Source organism: Salinibacterium sp. G-O1 (genome assembly GCF_030063305.1).
Classification (GTDB): Bacteria; Actinomycetota; Actinomycetes; order Actinomycetales; family Microbacteriaceae; genus Rhodoglobus.
Map to the genome: position 1 here is coordinate 259002 of NZ_JASISV010000002.1, position 23906 is coordinate 282907.

At 63.5% G+C, this 23906-nt stretch carries 26 protein-coding genes; 12 read left to right on the top strand and 14 right to left on the bottom strand.

Annotation, left to right across the window (positions count from 1 at the left end; all coding sequences use genetic code 11):
• Positions 1-120 precede the first annotated feature (120 nt).
• Entirely contained in the window at positions 121-882 is a 762-nt protein-coding gene (locus QMG83_RS07630) for an SGNH/GDSL hydrolase family protein (protein ID WP_283504783.1), read from the top strand.
• Positions 883-888: 6 nt separating this feature from the next.
• On the opposite strand, the gene QMG83_RS07635 is transcribed toward QMG83_RS07630, so the two are convergent.
• Together QMG83_RS07635 and QMG83_RS07640 are read right to left on the bottom strand one after the other, a co-directional pair.
• Positions 889-1983, bottom strand: a complete 1095-nt coding sequence (locus QMG83_RS07635) for a fatty acid desaturase family protein (RefSeq protein ID WP_283504784.1) — start codon at positions 1981-1983, stop codon at positions 889-891.
• 102 nt (positions 1984-2085) lie between these two features.
• Positions 2086-3312, bottom strand: a complete 1227-nt coding sequence (locus QMG83_RS07640; RefSeq protein WP_283504785.1) for a D-alanyl-D-alanine carboxypeptidase family protein — start codon at positions 3310-3312, stop codon at positions 2086-2088.
• 31 nt (positions 3313-3343) lie between these two features.
• On the opposite strand from QMG83_RS07640, the gene QMG83_RS07645 reads away from it, so the two are divergent.
• Positions 3344-4276 carry an aminoglycoside phosphotransferase family protein gene (locus QMG83_RS07645; RefSeq protein ID WP_283504786.1) on the top strand — a complete coding sequence of 311 codons (933 nt, stop codon included), beginning with the start codon at positions 3344-3346 and terminating at the stop codon, positions 4274-4276.
• Here QMG83_RS07645 and QMG83_RS07650 read toward each other — a convergent pair.
• On the bottom strand, positions 4263-5066 hold the full coding sequence (locus QMG83_RS07650) for a TrmH family RNA methyltransferase (RefSeq protein ID WP_283505529.1): 804 nt from the start codon (positions 5064-5066) through the stop codon (positions 4263-4265). The genes QMG83_RS07645 and QMG83_RS07650 overlap by 14 nt on opposite strands.
• Before the next feature lie 118 nt (positions 5067-5184).
• Here QMG83_RS07650 and QMG83_RS07655 point away from each other — a divergent pair, with 118 nt between their 5' ends.
• Entirely contained in the window at positions 5185-6036 is an 852-nt protein-coding gene (locus tag QMG83_RS07655) for an NAD-dependent protein deacetylase (protein ID WP_283504787.1), read from the top strand.
• A complete protein-coding gene (locus tag QMG83_RS07660; protein WP_283504788.1) occupies positions 6033-6614 on the top strand; it encodes a histidine phosphatase family protein in 582 nt (193 codons plus the stop codon). The genes QMG83_RS07655 and QMG83_RS07660 overlap by 4 nt, the downstream gene beginning before the upstream one ends.
• Before the next feature lie 3 nt (positions 6615-6617).
• Here QMG83_RS07660 and QMG83_RS07665 read toward each other — a convergent pair whose 3' ends face one another.
• Positions 6618-7697: a glycosyltransferase family 4 protein gene (locus QMG83_RS07665; protein WP_283504789.1), complete on the bottom strand. Its 1080-nt coding sequence runs from the start codon at positions 7695-7697 to the stop codon at positions 6618-6620.
• Complete coding sequence (locus QMG83_RS07670; protein ID WP_283504790.1) at positions 7694-8593, bottom strand: alpha/beta fold hydrolase; 900 nt, start codon at positions 8591-8593, stop codon at positions 7694-7696. Before QMG83_RS07670 ends, QMG83_RS07665 begins: the two co-directional genes overlap by 4 nt.
• 104 nt (positions 8594-8697) lie before the next feature.
• Between QMG83_RS07670 and treS the strand changes: the two genes are divergently transcribed.
• Both treS and QMG83_RS15415 read left to right on the top strand, forming a co-directional pair.
• On the top strand, positions 8698-10422 hold the full coding sequence (treS, locus tag QMG83_RS07675; RefSeq protein WP_283504791.1) for a maltose alpha-D-glucosyltransferase: 1725 nt from the start codon (positions 8698-8700) through the stop codon (positions 10420-10422).
• A 71-nt stretch (positions 10423-10493) separates the two neighbouring features.
• Entirely contained in the window at positions 10494-12101 is a 1608-nt protein-coding gene (locus tag QMG83_RS15415; RefSeq protein ID WP_349357627.1) for an exonuclease domain-containing protein, read from the top strand.
• A 91-nt stretch (positions 12102-12192) separates the two neighbouring features.
• Here QMG83_RS15415 and QMG83_RS07690 read toward each other — a convergent pair whose 3' ends face one another.
• The 3 genes from QMG83_RS07690 to glgA all read right to left on the bottom strand — a co-directional run bounded on the left by QMG83_RS07690 (position 12193) and on the right by glgA (position 14572).
• Positions 12193-12450: a type B 50S ribosomal protein L31 gene (locus tag QMG83_RS07690; RefSeq protein ID WP_283504792.1), complete on the bottom strand. Its 258-nt coding sequence runs from the start codon at positions 12448-12450 to the stop codon at positions 12193-12195.
• Positions 12451-12575: 125 nt separating this feature from the next.
• Positions 12576-13358, bottom strand: a complete 783-nt coding sequence (locus QMG83_RS07695) for an ABC transporter ATP-binding protein (protein ID WP_283504793.1) — start codon at positions 13356-13358, stop codon at positions 12576-12578.
• 32 nt (positions 13359-13390) lie between these two features.
• Entirely contained in the window at positions 13391-14572 is a 1182-nt protein-coding gene (gene glgA, locus QMG83_RS07700) for a glycogen synthase (RefSeq protein WP_283504794.1), read from the bottom strand.
• A gap of 61 nt (positions 14573-14633) precedes the next feature.
• Here glgA and QMG83_RS07705 point away from each other — a divergent pair, with 61 nt between their 5' ends.
• Positions 14634-15872, top strand: a complete 1239-nt coding sequence (locus QMG83_RS07705) for a glucose-1-phosphate adenylyltransferase (RefSeq protein WP_283504795.1) — start codon at positions 14634-14636, stop codon at positions 15870-15872.
• Between the two features lie 26 nt (positions 15873-15898).
• Positions 15899-16537, top strand: a complete 639-nt coding sequence (gene serB, locus QMG83_RS07710; protein WP_283504796.1) for a phosphoserine phosphatase SerB — start codon at positions 15899-15901, stop codon at positions 16535-16537.
• 33 nt (positions 16538-16570) lie between these two features.
• Here serB and QMG83_RS07715 read toward each other — a convergent pair whose 3' ends face one another.
• Entirely contained in the window at positions 16571-17305 is a 735-nt protein-coding gene (locus tag QMG83_RS07715; protein WP_283504797.1) for a beta-ketoacyl-ACP reductase, read from the bottom strand.
• 111 nt (positions 17306-17416) lie between these two features.
• Here QMG83_RS07715 and QMG83_RS07720 point away from each other — a divergent pair, with 111 nt between their 5' ends.
• From QMG83_RS07720 to QMG83_RS07730, 3 genes are read left to right on the top strand one after another with little or no spacing between them, the layout of a single operon-like run.
• Positions 17417-17698: a DUF3099 domain-containing protein gene (locus tag QMG83_RS07720; RefSeq protein WP_283504798.1), complete on the top strand. Its 282-nt coding sequence runs from the start codon at positions 17417-17419 to the stop codon at positions 17696-17698.
• Positions 17699-17730: 32 nt separating this feature from the next.
• Positions 17731-17961 carry a hypothetical protein gene (locus tag QMG83_RS07725; RefSeq protein ID WP_502949014.1) on the top strand — a complete coding sequence of 77 codons (231 nt, stop codon included), beginning with the start codon at positions 17731-17733 and terminating at the stop codon, positions 17959-17961.
• Positions 17958-18803 carry an SURF1 family cytochrome oxidase biogenesis protein gene (locus QMG83_RS07730; protein ID WP_283504799.1) on the top strand — a complete coding sequence of 282 codons (846 nt, stop codon included), beginning with the start codon at positions 17958-17960 and terminating at the stop codon, positions 18801-18803. The genes QMG83_RS07725 and QMG83_RS07730 overlap by 4 nt, the downstream gene beginning before the upstream one ends.
• Here the strand turns inward: QMG83_RS07730 and QMG83_RS07735 are convergent.
• Positions 18800-20398 (bottom strand): ABC-F family ATP-binding cassette domain-containing protein, encoded by a 1599-nt coding sequence (locus QMG83_RS07735; RefSeq protein ID WP_283504800.1) that lies wholly within the window; start codon positions 20396-20398, stop codon positions 18800-18802. The two genes, QMG83_RS07730 and QMG83_RS07735, sit on opposite strands and share 4 nt — an antisense overlap.
• Before the next feature lie 141 nt (positions 20399-20539).
• Here QMG83_RS07735 and QMG83_RS07740 point away from each other — a divergent pair, with 141 nt between their 5' ends.
• Complete coding sequence (locus QMG83_RS07740) at positions 20540-21163, top strand: biotin transporter BioY (RefSeq protein WP_283504801.1); 624 nt, start codon at positions 20540-20542, stop codon at positions 21161-21163.
• A 65-nt stretch (positions 21164-21228) separates the two neighbouring features.
• Here QMG83_RS07740 and QMG83_RS07745 read toward each other — a convergent pair whose 3' ends face one another.
• Genes QMG83_RS07745 through sufD form a run of 4 tightly spaced genes read right to left on the bottom strand, consistent with a single transcriptional unit; the run spans position 21229 to position 23889 of the window.
• A complete protein-coding gene (locus tag QMG83_RS07745; protein ID WP_283504802.1) occupies positions 21229-21558 on the bottom strand; it encodes a metal-sulfur cluster assembly factor in 330 nt (109 codons plus the stop codon).
• Between the two features lie 4 nt (positions 21559-21562).
• Positions 21563-22327, bottom strand: a complete 765-nt coding sequence (gene sufC / locus QMG83_RS07750; RefSeq protein WP_283504803.1) for a Fe-S cluster assembly ATPase SufC — start codon at positions 22325-22327, stop codon at positions 21563-21565.
• A 36-nt stretch (positions 22328-22363) separates the two neighbouring features.
• The gene (locus tag QMG83_RS07755) at positions 22364-22696 is read right to left on the bottom strand and encodes a non-heme iron oxygenase ferredoxin subunit (protein WP_283504804.1); all 333 of its coding nucleotides are present in this window, start codon (positions 22694-22696) and stop codon (positions 22364-22366) included.
• Positions 22693-23889 (bottom strand): Fe-S cluster assembly protein SufD, encoded by a 1197-nt coding sequence (gene sufD / locus QMG83_RS07760; RefSeq protein ID WP_502949027.1) that lies wholly within the window; start codon positions 23887-23889, stop codon positions 22693-22695. Before sufD ends, QMG83_RS07755 begins: the two co-directional genes overlap by 4 nt.
• Positions 23890-23906: the final 17 nt, after the last annotated feature.

Sequence of the window (23906 nt, forward strand, 5' to 3'; positions counted from 1 at the left end):
CCCAGTCGATCGAACTTGCCCCGGATTCAGGGCCGTGACCGATTCAAGCACGGACACTCGTTTGGGGGATGCCCCTTGTGTGCTCCTATCTGTCAGTGGTATTGGTGACAAACTTGAGAGATGGACCAGAAACACCCGTGGAGCCGGTATGTGGCGATCGGCGATTCCTTCACTGAGGGAATCGGTGATCCCGAGCCTCTCAGCCCCGGCGGACACCGGGGCTGGGCAGACCGGGTTGCCGAGGTCCTGGCGGCGGGAACCGAGGGGTTCAGCTACGCGAATCTCGCCATCCGTGGTCGGTTGCTGCAGCAGATCTCCGACGAGCAAGTGGATGCCGCTATCGCCCTGAAACCGGATTTGATCAGCATTTCTGCTGGGGGCAACGACATCATCCGACCCGGCACCGACGCCGACGAGATCTCAGTACGTTTCGAGGAGGTGATCGAGCGCCTGGGCGTCGACGGTGCCACCGTCATCATGTTCAATGGGCCCGATATCGGTATGACTCCTGTGCTCAATCGCCTGCGCGGAAAGGTGGCGATTTACAACGAGAACCTGCGCGCCATCGCCCAGCGACATGATGCGATTGTGGCCGACATGTGGGCTTTGCGCGAACTGTCTGACGCGCGGATGTGGGCCCCGGATCGACTGCACTTCTCCCCCATTGGCCACAACACGATCGCGGCGATGGTGCTGGATTCTTTGGCGGTCGAGCACTCGCTTGAACCGTTCAGCCCCGAGCCACTTCCGGCGATCCGCTGGCGCGATGCGAGGGTCGGCGACATCGGTTGGGCGCGCGAGTATCTCGTGCCCTGGGTGCTCAGACGCGTTCGGCACCAGTCATCCGGAGATGACATGGTGCCGAAACGACCGAGCTACTAGGGCAGGTCAGGTTGCGCTGTAGCCACCGCGAGCGGCTCCAGGGCAGTCGAAGGGATCGACGCTGCGACCAACCTCATTGAGGTAGCTGACGACGGTGCCGTAGGCGGGAAGCAGGTGGACCTCCGTGTAGAGGATGCCCTTAGCCGCACAGTATTCGCGCACGATCTCGCCAGCGCGTCGCAGGTGGGGCCTGGCCATGCTCGGGAAGAGGTGGTGCTCGATCTGGTAGTTGAGGCCGCCCATGAAGTGGTTCATGAAGTGGCCGCCCTTGATGTTGCGGCTGGTCAGTACCTGTCGGCGCAGGAAGTCGACCTTCGAGCCCTTGGGAAGCACCGGCATCCCGATGTGGTTCGGGGCGAATGATGCGCCCATGTACAGACCGAAGATGGCGAGCTGCACGCCGAGGAACGCAAAGGCCATCCCGAGCGGCATGAAGGTAAACAGCACCGCGATGTAGCCGACGTTCCTGACGGTTAGCAGCACGATTTCAAGCGCACGCTTGTCGACCTTGCCCTTGGTGAACACGGTCTGGAAGGCGTGCCGGTGAAGGTTGATCCCCTCGAGAAGCAGCACCGGGAAGAATAGGTAACCCTGTCGCTTGGCCAGGAACTTCGACACTCCGGTTAGTCCGACTGCGGCCTCTTTGTGGAACACGATGAAGTCGGTTTCGACGTCGGGGTCGCGTCCGATGGTGTTCGAGCCAGCGTGATGGCGCGAGTGCTTGCTCATCCACCAGGAATAGCTGATTCCCACCACGAGGTCGGCCATGATGCGGCCGGCGAAGTCGTTGATCTTGTTGGACGAGAACACCTGGCGGTGCGAGAGCTCATGGGTGATGAAGGCGTACTGGGTGAACAGCACCCCCATGACCGCGGCGATGATGAGCAGGTACCAGGTGTCGTGCAGCAGCGCGAAGCCGACCCAGGCGCCGATCATCGCTACGGTGATCGCCGAGAACGTGAGCGCGTAGAAGGTCTTGCTGCGCCGCAACAGGCCGGCATCGCGAACCGTGTGCAGCAGGGCAGAGAATTCCGAAATCGGATTCCCGATACCTCGTGGCCCGGTCTTGATGATGCGGGACGGTTCAGCAGCAGTAGTCACGTGACCTCAGAAGTTAAGATGACTTCTCACAGTCACACAAAGGGAGCAGATGCTCGAGATACGGTAAGCGTAGCGGTGAAGGCTGTGAACGACGTGCGACTCTCAGAAGAGTTCCAGCGGATGTGACAAACGCCACCACGGTCCCGGGTCATCGATTGTGGTCGCCAGCTCCAGTGGCACGTCGAAGCTGCGGTCGCCGACCGTGAAGTGAAGCGCTCCCACTTCGGTGCCGGCGTCCGCCAGGCGAACGGGTTCGGATGTCAGGTCGACAGTGATGGGGGTGGCGTCCCACACCACGACAGAGAGTTCGGATGCCGCGACCGCTGTCGAGGCATCCCCCCACTCCGTGGCATACGAACCAAACTGCTGGCCCTCGGTGGTGAGGCTTATCTCGTGAAAGCCTGCGTTGGCCTCTGCGAGCAACGACTGGATGGCGGCGTCGATGGTGTCGTGGTCGGGGCCACCGAGCACCACTCCGACGAGCGTGATGGTGGTGTCTCCCACCACGAAATCCTGTGAGAACAGCAGGCAGGATCCCGCCTCATCGAGCGTGCCCGTCTTGATTCCGTCCACCCCACCCACGCCCAGAAGTGCGTTCGTGTTCTCATACTGGCCGAGTTCGGGGATGTCGATGCTGGGGGTCGCCACGATCTCGGCCACCACCGGATTCGCCAGAGCGAGTCTGGCGAGCTCGACGAGGTCGGACGAGGTGCTGACGTTGCTGGGTGACACCCCGGTGGGTTCCACGATGGCGGTGTTGGTGAGTCCGGCACTCGCGATCCACGCTGTCGCGGCCGTCGCGAAGGCCTCCTGCGAGCCGAACGCCCATTGCGCGATCGATTCGGCGTAGTTGTTGGCTGAGGCGATGAGCATCACGTTCATCGCTGTGCGCTGCGACATCACCTGACCCGAATAGACCGCCGCGACGCTGCCGTTCTGGGCAACCTGTGCGTAGTAGAGCTGCACATCGGCATCGGTGAAGGTGATGTCGGGCCCCGACTCCCCCACGGCAAGGGGGTGAGCGTCGAGAACCACGAGTGACGTGATGACCTTGGAGATGGAGGCGATCGGCAGCGCGTCGGTGGACCCGCCACTGGCCAGGACGCCGGGATAGCCGATTGCGCCGATGGCCGATGCGCCGTACTCCGGGAAGGTGAGGGTCGGTTTGGCAGGCACGGGCGCTTCGTACTGGATGACCTCTGCGCTCACCGCCTGCAATGGGGCAAGCAGGGTGATCGGCAGGTAGAACACCGTGCTGAGGGCGACCAGTCCGCCCCCGAACACCGCCAACCGTCGTCGGAAGTAGATCTGGCGTCGAGTCAGCGGCATCCGCCCATGCTAAAGGACGTAGATTCGGTGCATGCGCAGTGTGGGATTCGAGGATGCGGCGCTCACGACCTACCCCACCCGTTTGCTGTGGGATGCTGCGGCCGGCGACCTCGTCGCCTCCATGCTCGCTCGCTGGCGCCTGATCGCGGGCGAGCCGTACCGGCACGGCGAGTCTGGTGCCGTGCTGCGCGTGACCACAAGCGACGGTCGTCCTGCGGTACTGAAGGTTGGTTTTCCGCACTGGGAGGGTCGCTGGGAGGCCGTGGCGCTCGAGCTCTGGGGTGGGCAATTCGCGCCAGAGGTGCTGAAGCAGGATGCGTGGGCGTGGGCGATGCTGCTGGAGAGGGCGGAGCCTGGGGAGCCTCTCTCGCGCCTGCAGGCGTCCACCGAGCACGCGTTGGAGATCGCGGCGAGGCTCTACACGGAGGCCGTGATCGCGCGCTCCGCCTCGACCATTCCTGCTGGCATCCCGAGCCTCGCCGAGGTCGTCCGAAAATATGTGGCGGATGCGACAGCCCGGCTCCCCCACCACCATGCTGCTCTCTCGCAGTGGGGTGGATCGCAGGCTCTGGAGGCCGCCTTCTCGGACGCCATCGCTCTGGCCGCCGAGGACCGGCCGGGCGTGCTTCTGCATGGAGATTTCAACCCGGGAAACATCGTGCGACACGGCGAGCGGTGGCTTCTCGTCGACCCCAAACCCTTGGTTGGTGAGCCCGAGTTCGACCTGTTTCCGCTCATCGAACAGCTCGGTGCCCCGCTGAACCAACCACGGCCGGCTCTGGCGTTAGCCCACCATCTGGAGAGAGTCTCGGCGCTGGTGGGCTGCGACCCGGCCAGGACCGCACGGTGGTGCACCATCAGGGCCGCCCTCGCGGTGAGCTGGCACCTGGAGGACGGCAGGCTGGCGGCGGCGCACGCGGTCTTGCGCGAGCTGGGGTTGTGGCGCCAGCTCAGCGGGACCTGAGGGCGTAAAGCGCTACCGCGCTCGCGGAAGCAACGTTGAGGGAATCGACGCCGTGCATCATGGGAATGGTCACGATGGTGTCTGCGGCGTCGAGTGCGGCGCGACTCAGGCCGTCGCCCTCTGTACCGAGCACGATGGCGAGGCGCTCCGGAGCGTTGGCGGCGAACTCATCCAGCGATCGTGCGTTGTCTGCCAGCGCGAGGGCAGCGATGTGAAAGCCCGCCGCGCGAAGTTCGGTCGCGCCGTCTGGCCAGTCAGGCAGCCTCGTCCACGGCACCTGGAGAACGGTTCCCATGCTGACCCTCACGCTGCGCCGATAGAGCGGATCCGCGCATCGGGGGGTCACGAGCACGGCGTCAGCGCCGAGACCGGCCACGGAACGGAAGATCGCTCCCACGTTGGTGTGGTCGACGATGTCTTCCAGCACGACCACGCGGCGGGCATCCCGCAACAGGTCTGACACCGGCGTCAGGGGCGGCCGGTGCATGGATGCCAGTGCTCCACGATGCAGGTTGAAGCCGGTAAGGGACTCGAGAAGCTCAGACTCCCCCACGAAGACCGGCACGTCCAGGCCGTCGAGCAGCGGTCTCAGGTCGTCGAGCCACTGCTGCAACACGAGGACGGCGCGCGGGCGGTGACCCGCGGCGAGGGCGCGGGAGATCACCTTTGGCGACTCGGCGATGTAGAGGCCGCCAGCGGGCTCCGTGCGGCGTCTCAGCGCGACATCCGTGAGATTGGCGAAGTCGCCCAGCCTCTCGTCGGTGAGATTGTCAATATGAATAACGTGGATGAGGTGCTCCCAGGGTGCGACCGACTAGACAGCCGTAAAGTTTTGCCAGCATTCGGAAACATATCGGAAAGCTGCTGCGTTTATTCTTGGAGCAGACGCCCAACGGCAAGGAGGTGCAATGACGAACGTGATCCCGTCGACTTCCGCGTCCGCCGCTGACGACTCTCTTGACCTGGCGACAGACGCACTGGCAGGCCGCACGCTCGCCGTTCTCACCGGCGCAGGAGTCAGCACCGACTCCGGAATACCCGACTACCGTGGCGCGGGTGCGCCCGCGCGCTCGCCGATGACGTTTGAGCAGTTCCTCACCGACACTGACTACCGCAAGCGATACTGGGCCGGAAGCCACCTCGGCTGGAAGCGGTTCTCGGCCGCACAGCCCAACGCCGGCCATGCCGCTCTCGTCGAGCTTGAGCTGGCCGGCATCGTGGACGGCATCATCACCCAGAACGTAGATGGGCTGCACCTCAGGGCGGGTTCGCAGCGGGTCGTCGACCTCCACGGCACCATGGATCGGGTGCGCTGCCTGACCTGCGGTCAGTACTACGCGCGCCAGGGCATCGCCGACCAGATCACCGAGACCAACCCCTGGATCGACACCAGCGAGGCTTTCGACCTCTCCCCCGACGGCGATGTGGAGGTTCGCGATATCGATGCGTTCCTCATTCCCGATTGCACAGTGTGTGGGGGCATCCTGAAGCCGGATGTGGTGTTCTTTGGCGAGTTCGTGCCGAAAGAGAAGTTCGCGGAGGCTTCGGCGCTCATGCAGTCTGCCGACGCCCTCGTGATCGCCGGTTCTTCTCTGATCGTCAATTCGGGCATCCGGCTGCTGGAGCAGGCCAGCCGTCGCAAGCTGCCGATCGTGATCATCAATCGTGGGGTCACCAAAGGTGACAACAGGGCGACCGTGAAGGTGGATGCCGGAATCTCAGAGACACTGCAGTCGTTGCTGCTCAGGCTCCAGGCGTGAGTTCTCTGATCTATTTCGTTCGTCACGGCGAGACCGAGTGGAACCGCCAGCAGCGCATCCAGGGCAGCACTGACATCCCGCTCAACGACACGGGACGCGCGCAGGCGCTCGCCGCCGCGGCTCGGTTGAGCGATTCGGCCCCGGATCTGATTGTCGCGAGTCCCCTGATGCGAGCGTTCGAGACGGCCACGATTATCGGTGACTCGCTGGGGCTGAACGGTCCCACCGCTGACCCCGATCTGGTCGAACGCAACTATGGCGAAGCCGAGGGGATGAACTATCGGCAGATCGAGGATCGCTTTCCCGATCGTGCACTCATCCGTGGCCACGAGTCACACGAGCGACTCGCTGCCCGGTCGTTGGGCGCGCTGCACCGGCTCGCGCGTTCCCACGACGGAGCATCCATGGTGGTGGTAGCGCACGGCGGAGTGATCCGCGCGGTGCTGGGCGAGATCGATCAGGAGGGCACCCACGGCGCCATCCGGAATGGTTCGATCCACAGCCTCAGCTTCTCGGGCGACCAGTTCTCGCTGCTCGGCTTCGACGAGGTCACGCCGCGGCAGCCCGCGCGATCCTGACGGTCAGTGGCGTGCCGCGCGTCGTTGAACGGCGTCTGTGAGCACGTCGAGCAGAGCGCGAGCCGCGTCCGGCCAGTTGTAGCGTTTAGCCCACTCGACGGAGGCCGACGACCGACGGGACCACTCGGTAACATCCTCGAGTTCACGAACGGCGGCGACGAACGACGCGGGGCTGGACGGATCGAAGAAGCCTGCAGGTGCTCCCCCGATCTCGCGGAAGATAGGGGTGTCGCTGAGCAGCACGGGCGTTCCGAGAGCCTGTGCCTCGACGACCGGAAGGCCGAAGCCCTCGTCTCGCGAGGCTGAGACCAGGGCGGTCGCGCCGAGCGTCGCCGCGGCGTACTCCTCATCGCTCGCACCGTTGAAGAATTCGAGCGAACCCGCGGGCGCCAGGGCCGTCAGCCTGGCCTTCTCGTCGTCAGTGATGCGACTCATCAGTTGCAGCCGATAGTCGGGCAGGTCATGCAGCGCGGCGACGATGAGGTCGACGTTCTTGTACGGCATGAACGAACCCATGTAGACGAGATTTTTGGATGCCGGGGCAGTCCGCTCGGGAGAAACCTCAGACTGCTCGGTGCCGAGAAGCACAACTGTCATGGGATTACGCGTCAGCCGGTGTTCGGCCATCAGGTCCCGAGTGGTCTCCGAGTCGACGAGGTGCGCGTCAGCCTTGTTCAGGAGGCTGCGCTGGAACCCCCACCAGAGGTGATATCCGCGCCACAGCAGTCTCAGCGCGGGATTGAGGTCGCGTGGCGGCGTGCGGTGCGTGTAGTAGATCAGGTCGTGCACGGTGGTCACGAGCGCGTAGTCCCGACCCCCGGGGCCCATGGTCTGCATGGGAGTGAAGACGACATCCGGAGCGTGCCTGTTGACCTGCCGCGCGATCCAGGGTTCTTTTGCCGAGGTCGGATCTGAGCCCATGACCCACGGCAGATCGGGCAGCATCTCGAGCTGGCGCCGGTCGGAGATCAGCATCGTCACGGGGTGGAGTTTCGACAGTTCCTCCACGAGCCTGGCGCCGTAGCGACTGATGCCGTCGTGGCGCCCGATGCGTGTGTAGCGGCAATCAAAGATGATCTTCACGCGAGCGAACCTTCCCCGACGAAGTCGAGAATGAGGGCGGCCGCTTCGCGGGGTTTCTCGTAGTGCACGAGGTGCCCGACGCCCGCGAGAATCTCGAGGCGGGCGCTGGGGAACAGGGCTGCCAACTCCTCTTGAGCTGCGACCGTGGTGATGGGGTCGCGATCAGCGCCGATCAGCAGGGTAGGAACCGCAATCTGTGCCGCGAACATGCTGGCGTCGCTGGATATGGATGCCTCGAAGCCTTCGACGACCGTGTCGCGGTTGGCGTAGCGGCTGAAGTAGCTGTGGTGTTGCGCGTGAATCCAGCGGCGCAGGGCCGGGTCTTTGGATTGCGCGAGGAACACACTCATAAATCGGACGATGAGCCAGCTGCTCAACAGACTCTTGCCCACCCTCTCGGGAAGTGCCCGGCCAGCGCGGTAATACAGCAGCGTCAGTCGACTCATGAAGCCGTTCGGCCCTTCGAGGGCGGGGGCCGCGATCGGATTCACAAGGATGAGTCTGGGGGTGGGCAGCCCTCCGGCCACCGCCGACGAGACCACGATCGAGCCGAAGGAGTGGCCAAGAATGATGGCGGTGCCCGTTACGCCCATCCGGTCGACGAACTGACCGAGCCACTGCGAGTAACCGCTGATGTCGTGCCGCTGGCCAACCAGCGCGGTCGATTCCCCAAAGCCCGGCAGGTCGGGGCTGATGATGCGGATGCCCCGCAGTTGCGCTATCACGGGCTCGAGACCGTGGTGCTCACCCCGGTAACCGTGTACGACGACGACGACGGTAGAGGCATCCTCCGGTCCGTACTCCCAGTAGTGGGTGCTGCTGCCGAGCACGTCGACGACGCCCCGACGGGCGGGGATTTCGGCAAGAAGGGCGGCGTAGGGCGATTCGACGGTCATCGAGACGATTCTACGAGGATGCTCCGGATCGGGGATCACACACCGACGGCGCGCGCCGAGCCGGGTCTGGACACAGGCGAAGGTCTCCGCCATAGACTCGACGTGTGACTTTTACCGCGCCCATCCAGCTGCCCGGACTAGCCCTCGACCCGCAGTGGTACCGCCGCGCGGTCTTCTACGAGGTGATGGTCAGGTCGTTCTACGACAGCAACGGCGACGGCTCTGGCGACATCGCGGGGCTCATTTCCAAGCTCGACTACCTGCAGTGGCTCGGTGTCGACGCGTTGTGGATCCCCCCGTTCTACAGTTCGCCACTGCGCGATGGTGGCTACGACGTTTCGGACTTCACCACGGTGCTGCCCGAATTCGGCACGCTCGACGAGTTCAAAGAGCTGGTCACCAAAGCACACGAGCGAAACATGCGCGTCGTCATCGACTACCCGCTGAACCACACCTCGGATGCTCATGACTGGTTCCAGCAGTCGCGCGAAGACCCAGAGGGACCGTACGGCGACTACTACGTCTGGAGCGACACAGACGAGAAGTACCCCAACATTCGCATCATCTTCGTCGACACCGAGGAGTCGAACTGGACGTTCGACCCGGTACGTCGACAGTTCTTCTTCCACAGGTTCTTCTCGCACCAGCCCGACCTGAACTTCGAGCACCCTGCCGTGCGCGAGGCAGTGCTCGACACGATCAGGCACTGGATGGACCTGGGAGTGGACGGTGTGCGCCTTGATGCCATCCCGTACCTGTTTGAGTCTGAAGACGGCAACGGTGAGGGCGAGCCCAAGACCCACGCGTTCATCAAAGAGATCCGCGCCATGGTCGACCGGGAATACCCGGGCCGTGTGCTGATCGCCGAGGCGAACCAATGGCCCCAGGAGGTCGTGGCGTTCTTCGGAACGGAAGAAGAGCCCGAGTGCCACATGGCATTCGACTTCCCCGTCATGCCCCGAATCTTCTACTCTCTCCGCTCCCAGAACGCCGGCGAATTGGTGCGGGTGCTCGCCGAGACGACCGACATGCCCGAGGGCGCGGCGTGGGGCGTATTCCTGCGCAACCACGACGAGCTCACCCTCGAGATGGTGAGCGAGGAATACCGCCAGGCGATGTACGGCTGGTACGCCTACGACCCGAGGATGAGGTCGAACGTGGGAATCCGCCGCAGGCTGGCGCCGCTTCTCGACAATTCGCGCGCCGAACTGGAGCTTGCCCACGCGCTGCTGTTCTCGCTGCAGGGCAGCCCCTTCCTGTTCTACGGCGACGAGATCGGGATGGGTGACAACATCTGGCTGCCCGACCGAGACTCCTCCAGGACGCCCATGCAGTGGACACCGGACCGCAACGCCGGCTTCTCGCACGCGGACCCGGGAAAGCTCTTCCTGCCGGTAGTGCAGTCATTGGTCTACAACTACAACCTCGTCAACGTCGAATCGCAGCTGGCGCAGTCCCGCTCGCTCCTGCACTGGGTGCGCAACGTCATCCATGTGCGTAAGGGGCACCCGACCTTCGGGCTTGGTTCTTTGCGGGTGCTGCAGACAAACCACGAGTCTGTGCTTGCGTTCGTTCGCGAATACGAGGGGGCGGGAACCCAGTTCGGCGACTCCCCCGAGTCAATCCTGTGTGTCTTCAGCTTTGCTCATAATCCCGTGTCGGCGACCATCCAGGTCGAGGGATATGCGGGAGCCACCTCGTTCGACCTTTTCGGTGGAGGCGAGTTCCCGCCGGTCGGCGAGGACGGATCCCTCACCCTCACTCTCGGCACGCAAAGCTTCTACTGGCTGCATCTGGGCGATTCCCGATTCGCAGGCAGCCGCGTCTAGCGCCGGCACGTGATCGCGCTCGGGCAGCGAGCCTGCGCGGCGTGATCACCCGCCAGCCCTAGCCTGAGGTCATGAACAATTGGGGCCAACTCGGCGTCTTCGATCTCGAGACCACCGGGGTCGATGTCGACACCGCACGGATCGTGTCAGCCTGCATCGCAATCCTCCGCCCGGACGGCTCGGTCGTTGCCAGATGGGATTGGCTCGCCGACCCCGGTATCGAGATCCCGGCGGGCGCCTCGGCCGTCCACGGCATCACGACGGAGCGTGCCCGGTCGCTCGGCCGAAACGCCAAAGACGTCGTCGCCGAAATCAGTCAGAGCCTGCGGGTGCTTTTCGCGCTCGACATTCCCCTCGTCGTCTACAACGCGCCCTATGACCTCACCCTTCTCGACCGCGAGTGCCGACGCCACGGGATTGAACCCCTCGCTGTGGCGTCCCCGGTAATCGACCCGCTGGTGCTCGACAAGTTCGTTGACAAGTTCCGCAAAGGTAAGCGCACGCTGGAAGCCGCGGCAGCGCTCTACGGTGTCGAGCTGGATGAGGCGCACGACGCCGGCGCTGACGCGATCGCCGCCGGTCGGGTGGCGCTCGCGCTCGGCGCCGCGTATCCCGATCAGTTGGATGTGTCCCCAGCCGAACTGCATGTCAGCCAGGTCACGTGGTACGCCGATCAGGCGGCGAGTTTCGCCGACTACATCCGCCGGGTAAAGGGTGACAAAGACTTCGTCGCCGACACGATCTGGCCGGTGCGCACGACAGACCTTTCCGCGAGCATCCAGGACACCCAGCCAATCGCGGCGCCTTCGCCCCGACCCAGCCTGCGCGTGCCTCACCTCGACTTTGATACCGGAGTGCTCGTATTCGACAGGGTCGCGCTCGAAGCTGCGCCTGTACGGGCGAGCGCGAGCGTGTCTGAGGTGGAGGCCGTGCAGTTCCGCGACGTGGAACCCGTAATCGCGCCCGACGAACCCACTGACACGGTCGAGCCGGACGAGTTCGATCGCCTCATCGAGCCGGATGTCTCCGACTCTGGCCCTGAGGCCGGCTATGAGCCCCTGGTGCTCGTGGAGCCATTCGTCGAGGAGCCACAAGCATCCGGCGACGACCCCGACCTCCTGTGGAACGTGTTCGACCTTGATGCCCTTGCGGATGAGCCAGGCCCGGACGCAGAGCCAGCATCGTTTGACCAGCAACTCGATCTCGACCCAGTCTCAGCAGACTCTGACAACCAGGATGCGGCACCACCCGCGCGCCCGACGCTTCGCCCGACGGTGCTTCGGGTCGCTGCCGCCATCATCACTGATCCGGATGGGCGGACGCTGCTCGTGCGCAAGCGAGGAAGTTCCTCGTTCATGCAGGCTGGCGGCAAGATCGAACGCGGCGAGAGTGCCGTCGTGGCGCTGTCACGTGAACTTCTCGAAGAGATCGGGCTCGAACTGGATCTCGGTGAGACCGAATACCTCGGTAGCTTCAGGGCCGAGGCTGCCAACGAGTCGGACACGGTAATCCGGGCCGAAGTATTTGCGATGATGACCTCCCTCACCCCCATCGCTTCGGGCGAGATCGAGGAACTCATCTGGATCGACAGCGATGAGCCAGCTGGAATCGAGCTCGCACCTCTCACGCGCGACACGATCCTGCCCCTCTGGGTGACTCGCCGCGCCTCCAGGTTCTAGACGCGGGATAACCACCCTCTGCCGGTCTCGGGGCCGCGCCATTAACGACGAAAGGCGGCCCGAGGGCCGCCTTTCTGTGGAACCTGAGGAACTAGTCCTTCTTGGTGCCGAAACCTGAGTAACGCGAGTTGAACTTCTCAACGCGTCCGGCGGAGTCCATGATGCGCTGCTTGCCGGTGTAGAACGGGTGCGACTCTGACGAGATCTCGACGTCGATTACGGGGTACGTGACACCGTCGAGGTCGATCGTCTTCTCGCTGGTGGCGGTCGAACGGGTAAGGAACGTGGCGCCCGACGCGAGGTCGCGGAAAACGATCGCGTTGTACGTGGGGTGGATGTCGGTCTTCATGAACGTTCCTTCAAATAGATGTCTTGCGCGAGAGGATCTTGCGCGAGGGAGAGCTTGATGAATGAGGGAGCGACGAGCGCTCAAGGCCAGCTCACGCGGAGCCGACATAACAGACTACCAAATATTCAGGCAGACCGCGCGGTGAATCGCTCGTTCTCGTGGGTGACGACCAGAGGGAGTCCGAAAACCTCCGTGAGGTTCTCGGAGGTGATGACGTCGCCGATCGGCCCTGCGGCCCTAACCTCGCCGTGAGAGAGCAGCATTGCGTGGCCGAAGCCGGGCGGAATCTCTTCGACGTGGTGCGTGACCATGACGATCGCCGGCGAGGTGTCTTCCGAGGCGAATCCGCCAAGCAGGCCAACGAGTTCTTCGCGTGCGCCGAGATCGAGACTCGCTGCTGGCTCGTCGAGCAGCAGGAGTTCAGGATCCGTCATCACAGAGCGGGCAATCTGCACCCGCTTCTGCTCGCCGTCACTCAGATCGCCGAAGCGGCGATCTTCGAGATGGGTGAGCTTCCACTCGGCCAGGACGCGCTGGGCGCGCTTGGTGTCGACCTCTTCGTAAGTCTCGTTCCAGCGGCCCGTCACCGAGTACGCCGCGGTGAGAACAACGTCGATGACTCGCTCATCGCGCGGGACCTTGCGTGCCAGGGCGCTCGACGCGAAGCCGATCCTGGGACGCAGCTCGAAGACATCGGCGTGACCCAGGCTGTCGTCAAGAATCTGCACGCGGCCGGAGCTGGGATGCATCTGTGCAGCAGCAAGCTGCAACAGGGTGGTCTTCCCAGCGCCGTTGGGCCCCAAAATCACCCAACGGTCGGCAGAATCCACCGTCCAGTTCGCGGAATTGAGGATCGGATTGCCGTCGCGAACGACGGTGACGTCAGAGAACTGCAAAACACTTGCCATGATCCCTCAGCCTACGGCGTGACGACCGGGACCTAGGTGAGACTCGCGTATATCTCTTGAGTGCGAGCTGCGATTGTCACCCAGCTGAAGTCGGTTTCGGCCCGAACGCGACCAGCGGCGCCCATCTTCTTGGCGTTGACCGGGTCACTGACGACCTCGGCCAGTGCCGCGGCGAGGTCGGCGACGAACCGGTCGGGGTCGGTCGGGGTGCCGGTGCCGTCCTCAACCTGATCGATCGGAACCAACCTGCCGGTCACGCCGTCGACAATCACCTCGGGGATTCCGCCAGTGGCGGTGCCCACCACGGGAACCCCGCAGGCCATCGCCTCAAGATTCACGATCCCCAGCGGTTCGTACACGGACGGGCACACAAAGGTGGTGGCCTGGGTGAGCACGGCCGAGAGGTCGTGCTGGCTTAGCAACTTGTCGATCCACACCACTCCGGAACGCTCGGCCTGAAGGGCCTGCACGCCTGCCTGCACTTCTGCAAGGATCTCCGGGGTGTCGGGCGCGCCCGCGCAGAGCACGAGCTGTACTTCCGGCGGGAGCATCGCGGCGGCGCGAAGCAGGTATGGGAGCCCCTTTTGGCGCGTAATCCTGCCGACGAACACGACGGAGGGGCGGTCGGGGTCGATCCCGAGCTCGCGCACGATGGTGTCATCGTCCACCGGCTTCCACCGCGCCAGGTCGATGCCGTTGTGGACGGTGATCACCTTCTGCTCGTCCAGCGATGGGTAGCAGCGCAGGATGTCGCGACGCATGCCCTCGCTGACGGCGATGACCGCCGCCGCCCCCTCAAAAGCTGTGCGTTCGATCCAGCTCGACACGCGGTAGCCGCCGCCGAGCTGCTCAGCCTTCCAGGGACGCAGCGGTTCGAGGCTGTGTGCGGTGGCTACGTGAGGAATCCCATGCAGCATCGAGGCGAGGTGGCCTGCGGCGTTGGCGTACCAGGTGTGGGAGTGAACGATGTCGGCTCCGGCCACATCCTGTGCGATCTGCAGGTCGACGCCGAGTGTCGCAAGCGCGGAGTTTGCTGCACCAAGCTCGGATGGCACACCGTAGGCGTGCACGTCTGGTTCATCGCGCGGCGCTCCGAAGCAACGTACGACGACATCGAGATCGCCGCGCAGAGCCCTTACGAGTTCGGCGACGTGCACTCCAGCTCCGCCATACACCTCAGGTGGATATTCCTTGCTGATCAGATCTACTCGCATGGCAAGACGCTACTCCACATGAGTGCAACAAAACCGCTCGCACCTCCCCTAGTGTTGCCTCATGTCATCAAAGAAGATATTCGGCATCGTCCTCGCTGGCGGTGAAGGTAAGCGCCTCATGCCCCTCACAGCTGACAGGGCCAAACCCGCAGTGCCGTTCGCGGGCGGCTATCGACTTATCGACTTTGCGCTGAGCAACCTCATCAACTCGGGGTTGCGTCAGATCGTGGTGCTCACCCAGTACAAGTCCCACAGCCTCGACAGGCACGTGTCGCAGACCTGGCGTCTCAGCCAGGTGCTCAACGCCTACGTCGCCTCAGTTCCGGCTCAGCAGCGACTGGGCAAGCGCTGGTTCAGCGGTTCGGCCGATGCCATCCTTCAGAGCCTCAACCTGCTTCGCGATGAGAAGCCGGACATCGTGATCGTCGTTGGCGCCGACCACGTCTACCGCATGGACTTCAGCCAAATGGTCGAGGCGCACATCGCCTCAGGTTTCGGGGTCACGGTGGCAGCCATCCGCCAGCCGATCGCCCTCGCTGATCAATTCGGTGTGATCGAAGTCGATTCTGAGAACCCCGCAAAGATTGCCGCATTTCACGAGAAGCCGAAGAAACCGATTGGGCTCGCTGACTCTCCTGAAGAGGTGCTTGCGTCGATGGGTAACTACATCTTCGACGCAGACGTGCTCATGGATGCCGTGCAGCGAGACGGTGAGCGCTCGGACTCCAACCACGACATGGGCGGCGACATCGTTCCCGACTTCGTCTCGCGCGGCCTTGCCGGTGTGTACGACCTGAACCGGAATGAAGTGCCTGGCTCCACCGAACGCGACCGCTTCTACTGGCGCGATGTCGGTACGATCGAGTCATTCTTCGATGCTCACCAGGATCTGATCGCTGCACTGCCGATCTTCAACCTGTACAACACCGAGTGGCCGATTTTCAGCCAGCAGCTCAACTCTCCCCCGGCCAAGTTCGTGCGTGACGCCCAAGGCAACCAGGGCACCATGATCGACTCGATCATCTCGCTCGGCTGCGTCATCTCCGGCGCACAAATCGAGCGCAGCATGATCGGCCCATGGGTGGTCGCAGGGTCTGGTGCGAGTGTCGTCGACTCGGTCGTCTTCGAGAAGGTACGCATCGAGCCAAACTCAACGGTCCGACGCGCTATTCTCGACAAAGAGGTCGTCATCACCGAGGGCGCCTCCGTCGGCGTCGACCATGATGCCGATCGTGCGCGCGGCTTTACGGTTACCGAAACGGGAATCACCGTTGTCGGAAAGGGCGTTGTCGTCACCTGATCCACGCCCTGCGGAAGGCCACGTCTATGCCCAGCTTCCTTGTCGTGCTCGACGTCGATTCGACCCTCATCGAGGATGAGGTCATCGAGTTGCTCGCCGCGCACTCCGGTTCTCTCACGGAAGTTGAGGCGATCACCCGCCAGGCGATGAACGGCGAGCTGGACTTCGCAGAGAGCCTTCGGGCGCGGGTTGCGACCCTTAAAGGTCTTCCGGAGTCGGTGTTCGCAACGGTTCGAGCCGAGGTAACCGTGACTCGCGGTGTGCCCGAGATGGTTGCGGCCATTCACGCTGCAGACGGGTGCGTAGGGGTCGTCTCAGGCGGCTTCCACGAGATCATCGACCCCGTGGCGGCCGAACTCGGTCTCGACTACTGCCGGGCCAACCGGCTTGAGGTCACCGACGGCGTTCTCACCGGCGGCGTCATCGGCCAGATTGTGGATGCCGCAGCAAAAGCCACCACGTTGAAGCAGTGGGCCGACGACTGTGGGGTGCCGCTCTCCCGAACCGTCGCCGTCGGAGATGGCGCCAACGACCTCGAAATGATGGCCATTGCCGGGCTCGCGGTGGGGTTCGACGCGAAAGCTCCGGTGCGAGACCTCGCTGGCGTGCTGATCGATGAGCGCGACCTTGCACAAGTGCTGCCCCTTCTGGGCTTGCGCGGCTGATTTCAGAACGTCGGGGCGTCGCTGCAGCGTGAGTTAGTGACCCATCCCAAGTCCACCATCGACGGGGATGACAGCGCCGGAGATGTAGCCGGCCTCGTCACCTGCGAGCCAGCGAATCACCCTGGCGACCTCGAGCGGACTGGCGAACCTGCCCGCCGGAATTTGCTTCAGGTACGCCTTCTGCTGCTCGTCCGGCAACGCGGCCGTCATGTCGGTTTCGATGAATCCGGGAGCAACGACGTTGGCGGTGATGCCTCGGCTGCCCAATTCTCTCGTCACGGAACGGGCGAGGCCCACAAGCCCGCTCTTCGATGCCGAATAGTTCACCTGTCCGGCCGATCCGAGCAGGCCGACCACGCTCGAAACCAGGATGATGCGTCCAAATCTGGCCTTCATCATCCCCTTGGAGGCGCGTTTGACGACCCGGAACGCTCCGCTCAGGTTGGTGTCGATCACGTCAGTGAAATCGTCGTCAGACATGCGCATGAGCAGGGTGTCCCTGGTGATCCCTGCATTGGCGACGAGAATTTCCACTGCGCCAAGCTGAGCTTCGATTTCGGCGAATGCGGCATCGAGGCTCGCGGAATCCGTCACGTCGGCGATGACGGTGAGCGATCCGTCCGGACCGCTCCCTGAGCGTGCCGTGACGGCGACTCTGTGGCCCGCTGCCACGAAATCTTCTGCGATGGCCCATCCGATTCCGCGGTTGCCGCCGGTCACAAGGACGGTGCGTGGAATGAAGTCTGCTGGGAGTTCTCCGCTGGTCATGCGCTCCAGCATATAGTCGCGCGATTGCGACGTAGGCTTGTAAGGAGGTGTCAGCCGACCCTCAGGTGGCCGCGTCTGGGACTTCGTGGGCCAGGTAGCAGAGCAGGAATTGTGAACCAGAAGCAGTCGATCACGTCGCTCCCAGAATCACCCCAGGATGACCAGCGCAGGCGGGTCATTCGGTACTCGGTTGCCATGAGCATTCGCGTCGCCTGTGTCATAGCCTGTTTCTTCGCGCAGGGATGGTGGCTGCTAGCCTGCGTAATCGGCGCACTCGTTCTGCCGTACATTGCTGTGGTTATCGCGAATGTCGGCGGCAAAGAGGGTGACGCGGTCGAGCGGCCGGGATCGATCCTGCCGGTGTATAGAGCACCGGGGGCTCACCACGAGTGAATGGCCGGTCCACACATGAAAGGTACTGACACGTGATTGGCGCGGAGGGCCCTCTCATCGACCGATGCTCCCGGGCGGGATGCACGAATCCCGCGTCGGCAAAGGTCAATTGGCGCAATCCGCGAATCCACACCGAGGATCGTGTCAAGATCTGGCTCGCGTGCGACGAACACAGCGAATTCCTGCGCGATTATCTTGCTTCGCGTAGTTTCCCCGTGCTCGTCACTGGCCTCGACCAGGACGTGAGTGTGGTGCCGACATGAAGAACTGGGGCTTTGCCTTCTCGCGGCGGTGGCTCGGGTATCTCGCGCTCGTCATCGTCTTCGCCATCGGCTGCGCAGGGTTGTCGTACTGGCAGGTGGCGCGTCGGGACGAGGCCAGGGCGGAGATTACCCGCGTCGATGCAAACTGGGCGTCAGCGCCCAGGCCCGTGACCGAGGTGCTTTTCACGCTGGATGCCTTCGACCCTGACGACAAATGGACGCCGGTCACCATGACCGGCCACTATCTTGCCGATGACGAGTTGCTCGCCCGCGGACGCCCACTCGACAGCAACGCCGGCTTTGAGCAGCTCGTACCCTTCGAACTCGACGACGGCTCGGTCTTCATTGTCGACCGTGGCTGGATTCGGGCGGGCAATGAACAGGATGCCCCGGATTCGGTCCCGCAGGTTCCGGCGGGCGAGATCACGGTGGTCGCCCGTCTGAAGGCCGGCGAGCCCAACATCCCCGGTCGGTCGGCTCCCGATGGACAGGTCGCCACCATTAATCTGACGACCATCGCCGACATCATTGACCGGCCGATCTTCACCGGCGCGTACGGGCTCATGGCCAGCGAAGATCCTGCTCCAGCAGTCCGGCCCGTGGCCGTCACCAAGCCCGTCGCCGACGAAGGCCCTCACCTTTCGTACGCGTTCCAGTGGATCGTGTTCGGGCTCATGGCGTTCGTCGGGCTGGGCTGGGCGATCAGGCAGGAGTACCGCGTCAGGAACGCCGACGATCCGCAGGAGCGTGAGCGTGCAGAGGCGCGACGCCTCAAGGCTGAAGCGAAGGCTCCCACCGATGCCGAGATCGAAGACGCAATTCTGGATCGCGTCGACCGTTAGGCGAGCGAGATGAGCTCCGCGTAGTCCTTGTTCCAGTGATCCTCGATGCCGTCAGGCAGGATGAGTACTCTTTCGGGGTTGAGAGCCTCAACGGCGCCCTCATCGTGACTCACCAACACCACGGCGCCGCTGTAGCTCGCCAGGGCGCCCAGGATCTCTTCACGGCTTGCCGGGTCGAGGTTGTTGGTCGGCTCATCCAGCAGCAGCACGTTGGCTCCACTGACGACGATCATGGCCAGTGCGAGTCGTGTCTTCTCGCCGCCGGAGAGAACTCCCGCGAGCTTGTGGCCGTCGTCGCCCGTGAAGAGGAACGAGCCGAGTACACGACGCGCCTCCATCTCGGTGATGCTCAGTGAGGACGACACCATGTTTTGCAGCACGGTTCGCTTGACGTCGATGGTCTCGTGCTCCTGCGCGTAGTACCCGACGCGCAACCCGTGTCCCGGTTCGATCTGGCCGGTGTCTGGTTTGTCGACGCCAGCCAGCATCCTGAGCAGGGTCGTCTTGCCTGCACCGTTGAAGCCGAGGATGACGACCTTGGAGCCACGGTCGATCGCGAGGTCCACCGCGGTAAAGATCTCCAGTGAGCCGTAGCTCTTGCTGAGATTGGATGCCATGAGGGGCGTTCGACCGCACGGTGCCGGCTCCGGGAATCGCAGCTTTGCGACCCTGTCGACGCTTCTGACCTCATCAAGGCCGGCGAGCAGCTTCTCGGCGCGGGCGACCATCTGGTGGGCGGCCGCTGCTTTCGAGGCCTTCGCCCCGAATTTCGCTGCCTGCGTGGTGAGCACGCCAGCCTTTTTCTCGGCGTTGACGCGCTCTTTTTTGCGGCGCTCTTCGTCGGCCGCGCGCTGCTTGTGGTAATTCTTCCAGCCCATGTTGTACTGGTCGATCGTCTGTCGGTTCGCGTCGAGGTAGAAGACCTTGTTGACGGTCTCTTCCACGAGAGCCACATCGTGAGTGATCACGATGAGTCCGCCGGAGAACCCTTTCAGGAACTCCCGCAGCCAGACGACCGAATCGGCGTCGAGGTGGTTGGTCGGCTCATCCAGGAGCATGGTGTCTGCCCCGGAGAAGAGAATGCGGGCGAGCTCGATGCGTCGGCGCTGCCCACCGGAGAGGGTCGAGAGCTTCTGATCCAGGATGTGGTCGGGCAGGCTCAGGTTGCTCGCGATCGACGCAGCCTCGGCCTCGGCGGCATAGCCACCGAGCGCGGTGAAGCGTTCCTCGAGATTGCCGTACTTCTTCATGGCCGCTGCGCTGAGCGCTGCATCCGGGTTGGCCATGTCTTCCATCGACTTAGCCATACCCACAACGATCGATCCCAGACCGCGGGCGTCGAGGATTCGGGTGCGAGCAAGGTCTTCGGGATTACCCGAGCGCGGGTCTTGCGGCAGGTAGCCAATCTCGCCGGTGCGGTCGATTCGACCCGCTGCCGGCTGCAACTCCCCCGCCAGGGTCTTGGTGAGGGTGGTCTTGCCGGCGCCATTACGCCCGACCAGACCGATCTTGTCTCCGCGGTCAACGCGGAAAGAGACCTCGTCCATCAGGAGGCGTGCGCCGACGCGTAGCTCGAGATCGTGCACAGAAAGCACAGTGGAAATCCTTTAGTAATAAAGAACGGCCAGTTCTTTTGGAGGGGAAGGGTACGGTCCAACAGCGCACCAGCCAGCTAGTCTACTTCGTGGAGCGGTGCACATGGCCCCGATCCGTTTTCAGATCTTCGAGGAGCAACTTTGAGCAACCTGTCCCTGGCCCTCGGGCGACCAACTCTGGCTGACCGCGTCATTAGTCGCACTCTTGCGCGGGATGTCGCTCTCGTCGTTGCAGGAGCCGCCCTGACTGCCGTTTCAGCCCAGATCGCCGTGCCACTGTGGCCCGTGCCCGTCACCGGCCAGACTCTGGCTGTATTGCTTGTCGGAGTGACGCTGGGTGCTGTGCGCGGTGGCGTTTCGATGGTGCTGTACGCCCTGCTCGGAATCGTCGGTCTGCCCGTGTTCAGCGAGTCCTCGTCGGGCTGGGGTGTCGTTGCCGGTCCCACCGGCGGATACATCATCGGGTTCATCTTCGCCGCGATTCTCACCGGATGGCTCGCCCAGCGCGAATGGGATCGCAAACTCTTGCGAGCATTTGTGGCGTTTGTGGCCGGATCCGTCGTGACCTTCGCCTTCGGTCTGCCCTGGCTCGCCGCCTACCTGGGCGCCGTCGGCGCACCCACCGACCTCAACTACGTGCTCAGCGCTGGCTTGTACCCGTTCATCCTCGGTGGTGTGGTGAAAGCTGTCCTCGGCGCTGGCATCATCACTCTCGCGTGGGCGGCAGTCGGCCGTCGCGACAGGAAGAACGCGCAGCACCAGTAAGCACCGCAGCGAACGCGAACGGCCCGTGCGAAGCATCGCACGGGCCGTTTTGCAGTTCGGGGAGTTTAGATCGAGAATCCGAGCGCGCGCATCATGTCGCGCCCATCGTCGGTGATCTTCTCGGCGCCCCACGGCGGCATCCACACCCAATTGATGCGGAAAGCGTCGACGATGCCATCGAGCGACTGCGCGATCTGCTCCTCGATCACATCGGTGAGCGGACAACCGGCCGAGGTCAGCGTCATGCTGATGATGAGAGCGTTGCTCTCGTCATCCCAGCTGAGGTCGTAAATCAGACCGAGGTCAACGATGTTCACCCCGAGCTCGGGATCCATCACATCTTTCAGTCCCTCTTCGACCTGATCGAAGAGTGCGGGCGCTAGGGCGGTCGACATGGGGCTAGATTACGCTCGTGTCGGCGAGAAAGCGATCATAGCCCTCGTTCTCAAGGCGCTCGGCAAGCTCGGGCCCGCCCTCCTCGGCGATGCGCCCGTCGACGAACACGTGAACGAAGTCCGGAGTGATATAACGCAGGATGCGCGTGTAGTGGGTGATCAGCAGCACGCCGAGGTTGTTAGCTTCCTTGGCGCGGTTGACACCCTCCGAGACCACCTTCAGTGCGTCGACGTCGAGACCGGAGTCGGTCTCGTCGAGGATTGCGAACTTCGGCTTGAGAAGCTCGAGCTGCAGGATCTCGTGACGCTTCTTCTCGCCGCCCGAAAAGCCCTCGTTGACGTTGCGCTCCGAGAAGGCCTTGTCCATGCGCAGATCCTTCATGGCCGCGGCCACTTCCTTGATCCAGGGGCGCAGGGCGGGTGCTTCGCCGTCGAGGGCAGTCTTGGCGGTGCGCAGGAAGTCTGCCATGCGCACACCCGGAATTTCGACCGGGTACTGCATCGCGAGGAAGAGGCCGGCGCGGGCGCGCTCATCGACGCTCATCGTGAGCACCTCGACGCCATCCAGCAGCACGGAGCCGCCTTCGACGTGGTACTTCGGGTGGCCGGCGATCGAATAGGCAAGAGTCGACTTGCCTGAGCCGTTTGGCCCCATGACCGCGTGGATCTCACCCTGCGCGATCCTGAGATCAACACCCTTCAGAATCTGCTTGGTGCCCTGTTCGGTCTCGACACTGACGTGGAGATCCTTCACTTCAAGAATTGACATTGCTCTGTTTCCTGTTGGGGCCGTGACCGTGCTGGGTCAGGAGGCCAGTGTCTTGTTGGCAGGGTCGATGTATACGACGCCTGAGTCGTCGACGTTGACGTCGAAGACCGGTACCGGCTCATAGGCCGGAAGGTTGAGGGGCTTGCCCGTTGCGAGCGAGAACTGCGACCCATGGGCCCAGCATTCGATGGCGTCGTCTTCGACGAAGCCTTCAGCCAGCGAGATGTCGCCATGGGTGCACGTATCACCGATCGCATGCACGGCGCCGCTCGAGTCTTTGACCACGACGATTGCCGTGCCATCCAGCACCACCCTGAATGCTTTGTTCTCTTCGAGCTCTGCGGTGGTGCAGACCCGCACGGCGGTCACAGTGCCACTGCCGCGGTGAGCGACAGCTCAGCCTCGATCGCGGAGTGCAGGCGGGCTTCGAGCTCGGCGTTGCCCACCTTCTGAACAATCTCAGAAAGGAAGCCGATGACGACGAGCCGGCGCGCCTCTGCCTCGCTGACGCCTCGCGACTGGAGGTAGAACAACTGCTCGTCATCGAAACGTCCCGTGGCGCTGGCGTGGCCAGCCCCGAGGATATCGCCGGTCTCGATCTCAAGGTTCGGGATCGAATCAGCGCGGGTGCCCTCGGTGAGCACGAGGTTGCGGTTCTGCTCGTAGCTGTCCGTGCCGGCGGCGTCTGGGCCGATCAACACATCGCCCACCCAGACCGCGCGAGCGCCGGCACCCTGCAGAGCGCCCTTGTAGTTGACGCGGCCCCTGGTGTTCTGGCCGAGGTGGTGCAGGTAGACACGCTGCTCGAAATGCTGGCCGGCGTCGGCGAAGTAGAGGCCATACAGCTCGGCGTCAGAACCTTCTCCGGCGAGATGCACAGATGGGTTGAGCCGCACGACTGCACCGCTGAGTGAAATCACCATGTGCTTGAGCACCGCGTCGCGACCGACCGTCGCGAAGTGACTCGAGAGCTGGAGGGCATCGTTCGACCACTCCTGGAGCGAGATGACTGTCAGTTTCGCACCATCCTCCACGACGATTTCGACGTTCTCGCTCAGCGTTGCCGAGCCAGTCGACTGCAGGATGATCGTGGAGTCGCTGTTCGCCTTCGCGGTGATCACCGTGTGGGCTGCTCGCGGTGAGGTCCCGAGAGCGGAGCGTGAGACTGTGACGTCGACGTGCTCCTCGGAGGTCACCGTGATCGCGAGAGCTTTCTCGAAGCTCGACCAGGCGTTCGCGGATGCGCGGTCCTCGGGGGTTCCGGCACGGCCGATGCTGGCATCGTCGCGGTCGGCCCACTCGATGGCGACGCCCTGCACCTCGCTGGCGACATAGTCATAGGGGGAACCGTCGAGTTTGCCGTCGATGAGGTCGCGGACGAGCTTGACCGGGGTGAGCTTCCAGTCGACTTCAAGGCCGGTAACGGCCGGGAAATCGTCGTGGTTGACCGACGTGAAGCGCGCAGAGCGGGTCTGCACGGGAACGTATCCCGGTTCGCCCCATCCGCCGTCGCTGTGGGCCGTCGCCCCGTGCTGTTCGGGTGTGGTTACTACGGTCACTATCCGACAGTTCCTTTCGA

Excerpts from the sequence above, each read along its gene's own strand:
- glgA (WP_283504794.1), bottom strand. The coding sequence starts at position 14,572 with ATGCGAGTAGATCTGATCAGCAAGGAATATCCACCTGAGGTGTATGGC.
- QMG83_RS07715 (WP_283504797.1), bottom strand. The coding sequence starts at position 17,305 with ATGACCAGCGGAGAACTCCCAGCAGACTTCATTCCACGCACCGTCCTT.
- QMG83_RS07630 (WP_283504783.1), top strand. The coding sequence starts at position 121 with ATGGACCAGAAACACCCGTGGAGCCGGTATGTGGCGATCGGCGATTCC.
- QMG83_RS07645 (WP_283504786.1), top strand. The coding sequence starts at position 3,344 with ATGCGCAGTGTGGGATTCGAGGATGCGGCGCTCACGACCTACCCCACC.
- QMG83_RS07670 (WP_283504790.1), bottom strand. The coding sequence starts at position 8,593 with ATGACCGTCGAATCGCCCTACGCCGCCCTTCTTGCCGAAATCCCCGCC.
- sufC (WP_283504803.1), bottom strand. The coding sequence starts at position 22,327 with ATGTCAATTCTTGAAGTGAAGGATCTCCACGTCAGTGTCGAGACCGAA.
- QMG83_RS07745 (WP_283504802.1), bottom strand. The coding sequence starts at position 21,558 with ATGTCGACCGCCCTAGCGCCCGCACTCTTCGATCAGGTCGAAGAGGGA.
- QMG83_RS07705 (WP_283504795.1), top strand. The coding sequence starts at position 14,634 with ATGTCATCAAAGAAGATATTCGGCATCGTCCTCGCTGGCGGTGAAGGT.
- QMG83_RS07640 (WP_283504785.1), bottom strand. The coding sequence starts at position 3,312 with ATGCCGCTGACTCGACGCCAGATCTACTTCCGACGACGGTTGGCGGTG.
- QMG83_RS07655 (WP_283504787.1), top strand. The coding sequence starts at position 5,185 with ATGACGAACGTGATCCCGTCGACTTCCGCGTCCGCCGCTGACGACTCT.
- serB (WP_283504796.1), top strand. The coding sequence starts at position 15,899 with ATGCCCAGCTTCCTTGTCGTGCTCGACGTCGATTCGACCCTCATCGAG.
- QMG83_RS07730 (WP_283504799.1), top strand. The coding sequence starts at position 17,958 with ATGAAGAACTGGGGCTTTGCCTTCTCGCGGCGGTGGCTCGGGTATCTC.
- QMG83_RS07695 (WP_283504793.1), bottom strand. The coding sequence starts at position 13,358 with ATGGCAAGTGTTTTGCAGTTCTCTGACGTCACCGTCGTTCGCGACGGC.
- QMG83_RS15415 (WP_349357627.1), top strand. The coding sequence starts at position 10,494 with ATGAACAATTGGGGCCAACTCGGCGTCTTCGATCTCGAGACCACCGGG.
- QMG83_RS07690 (WP_283504792.1), bottom strand. The coding sequence starts at position 12,450 with ATGAAGACCGACATCCACCCCACGTACAACGCGATCGTTTTCCGCGAC.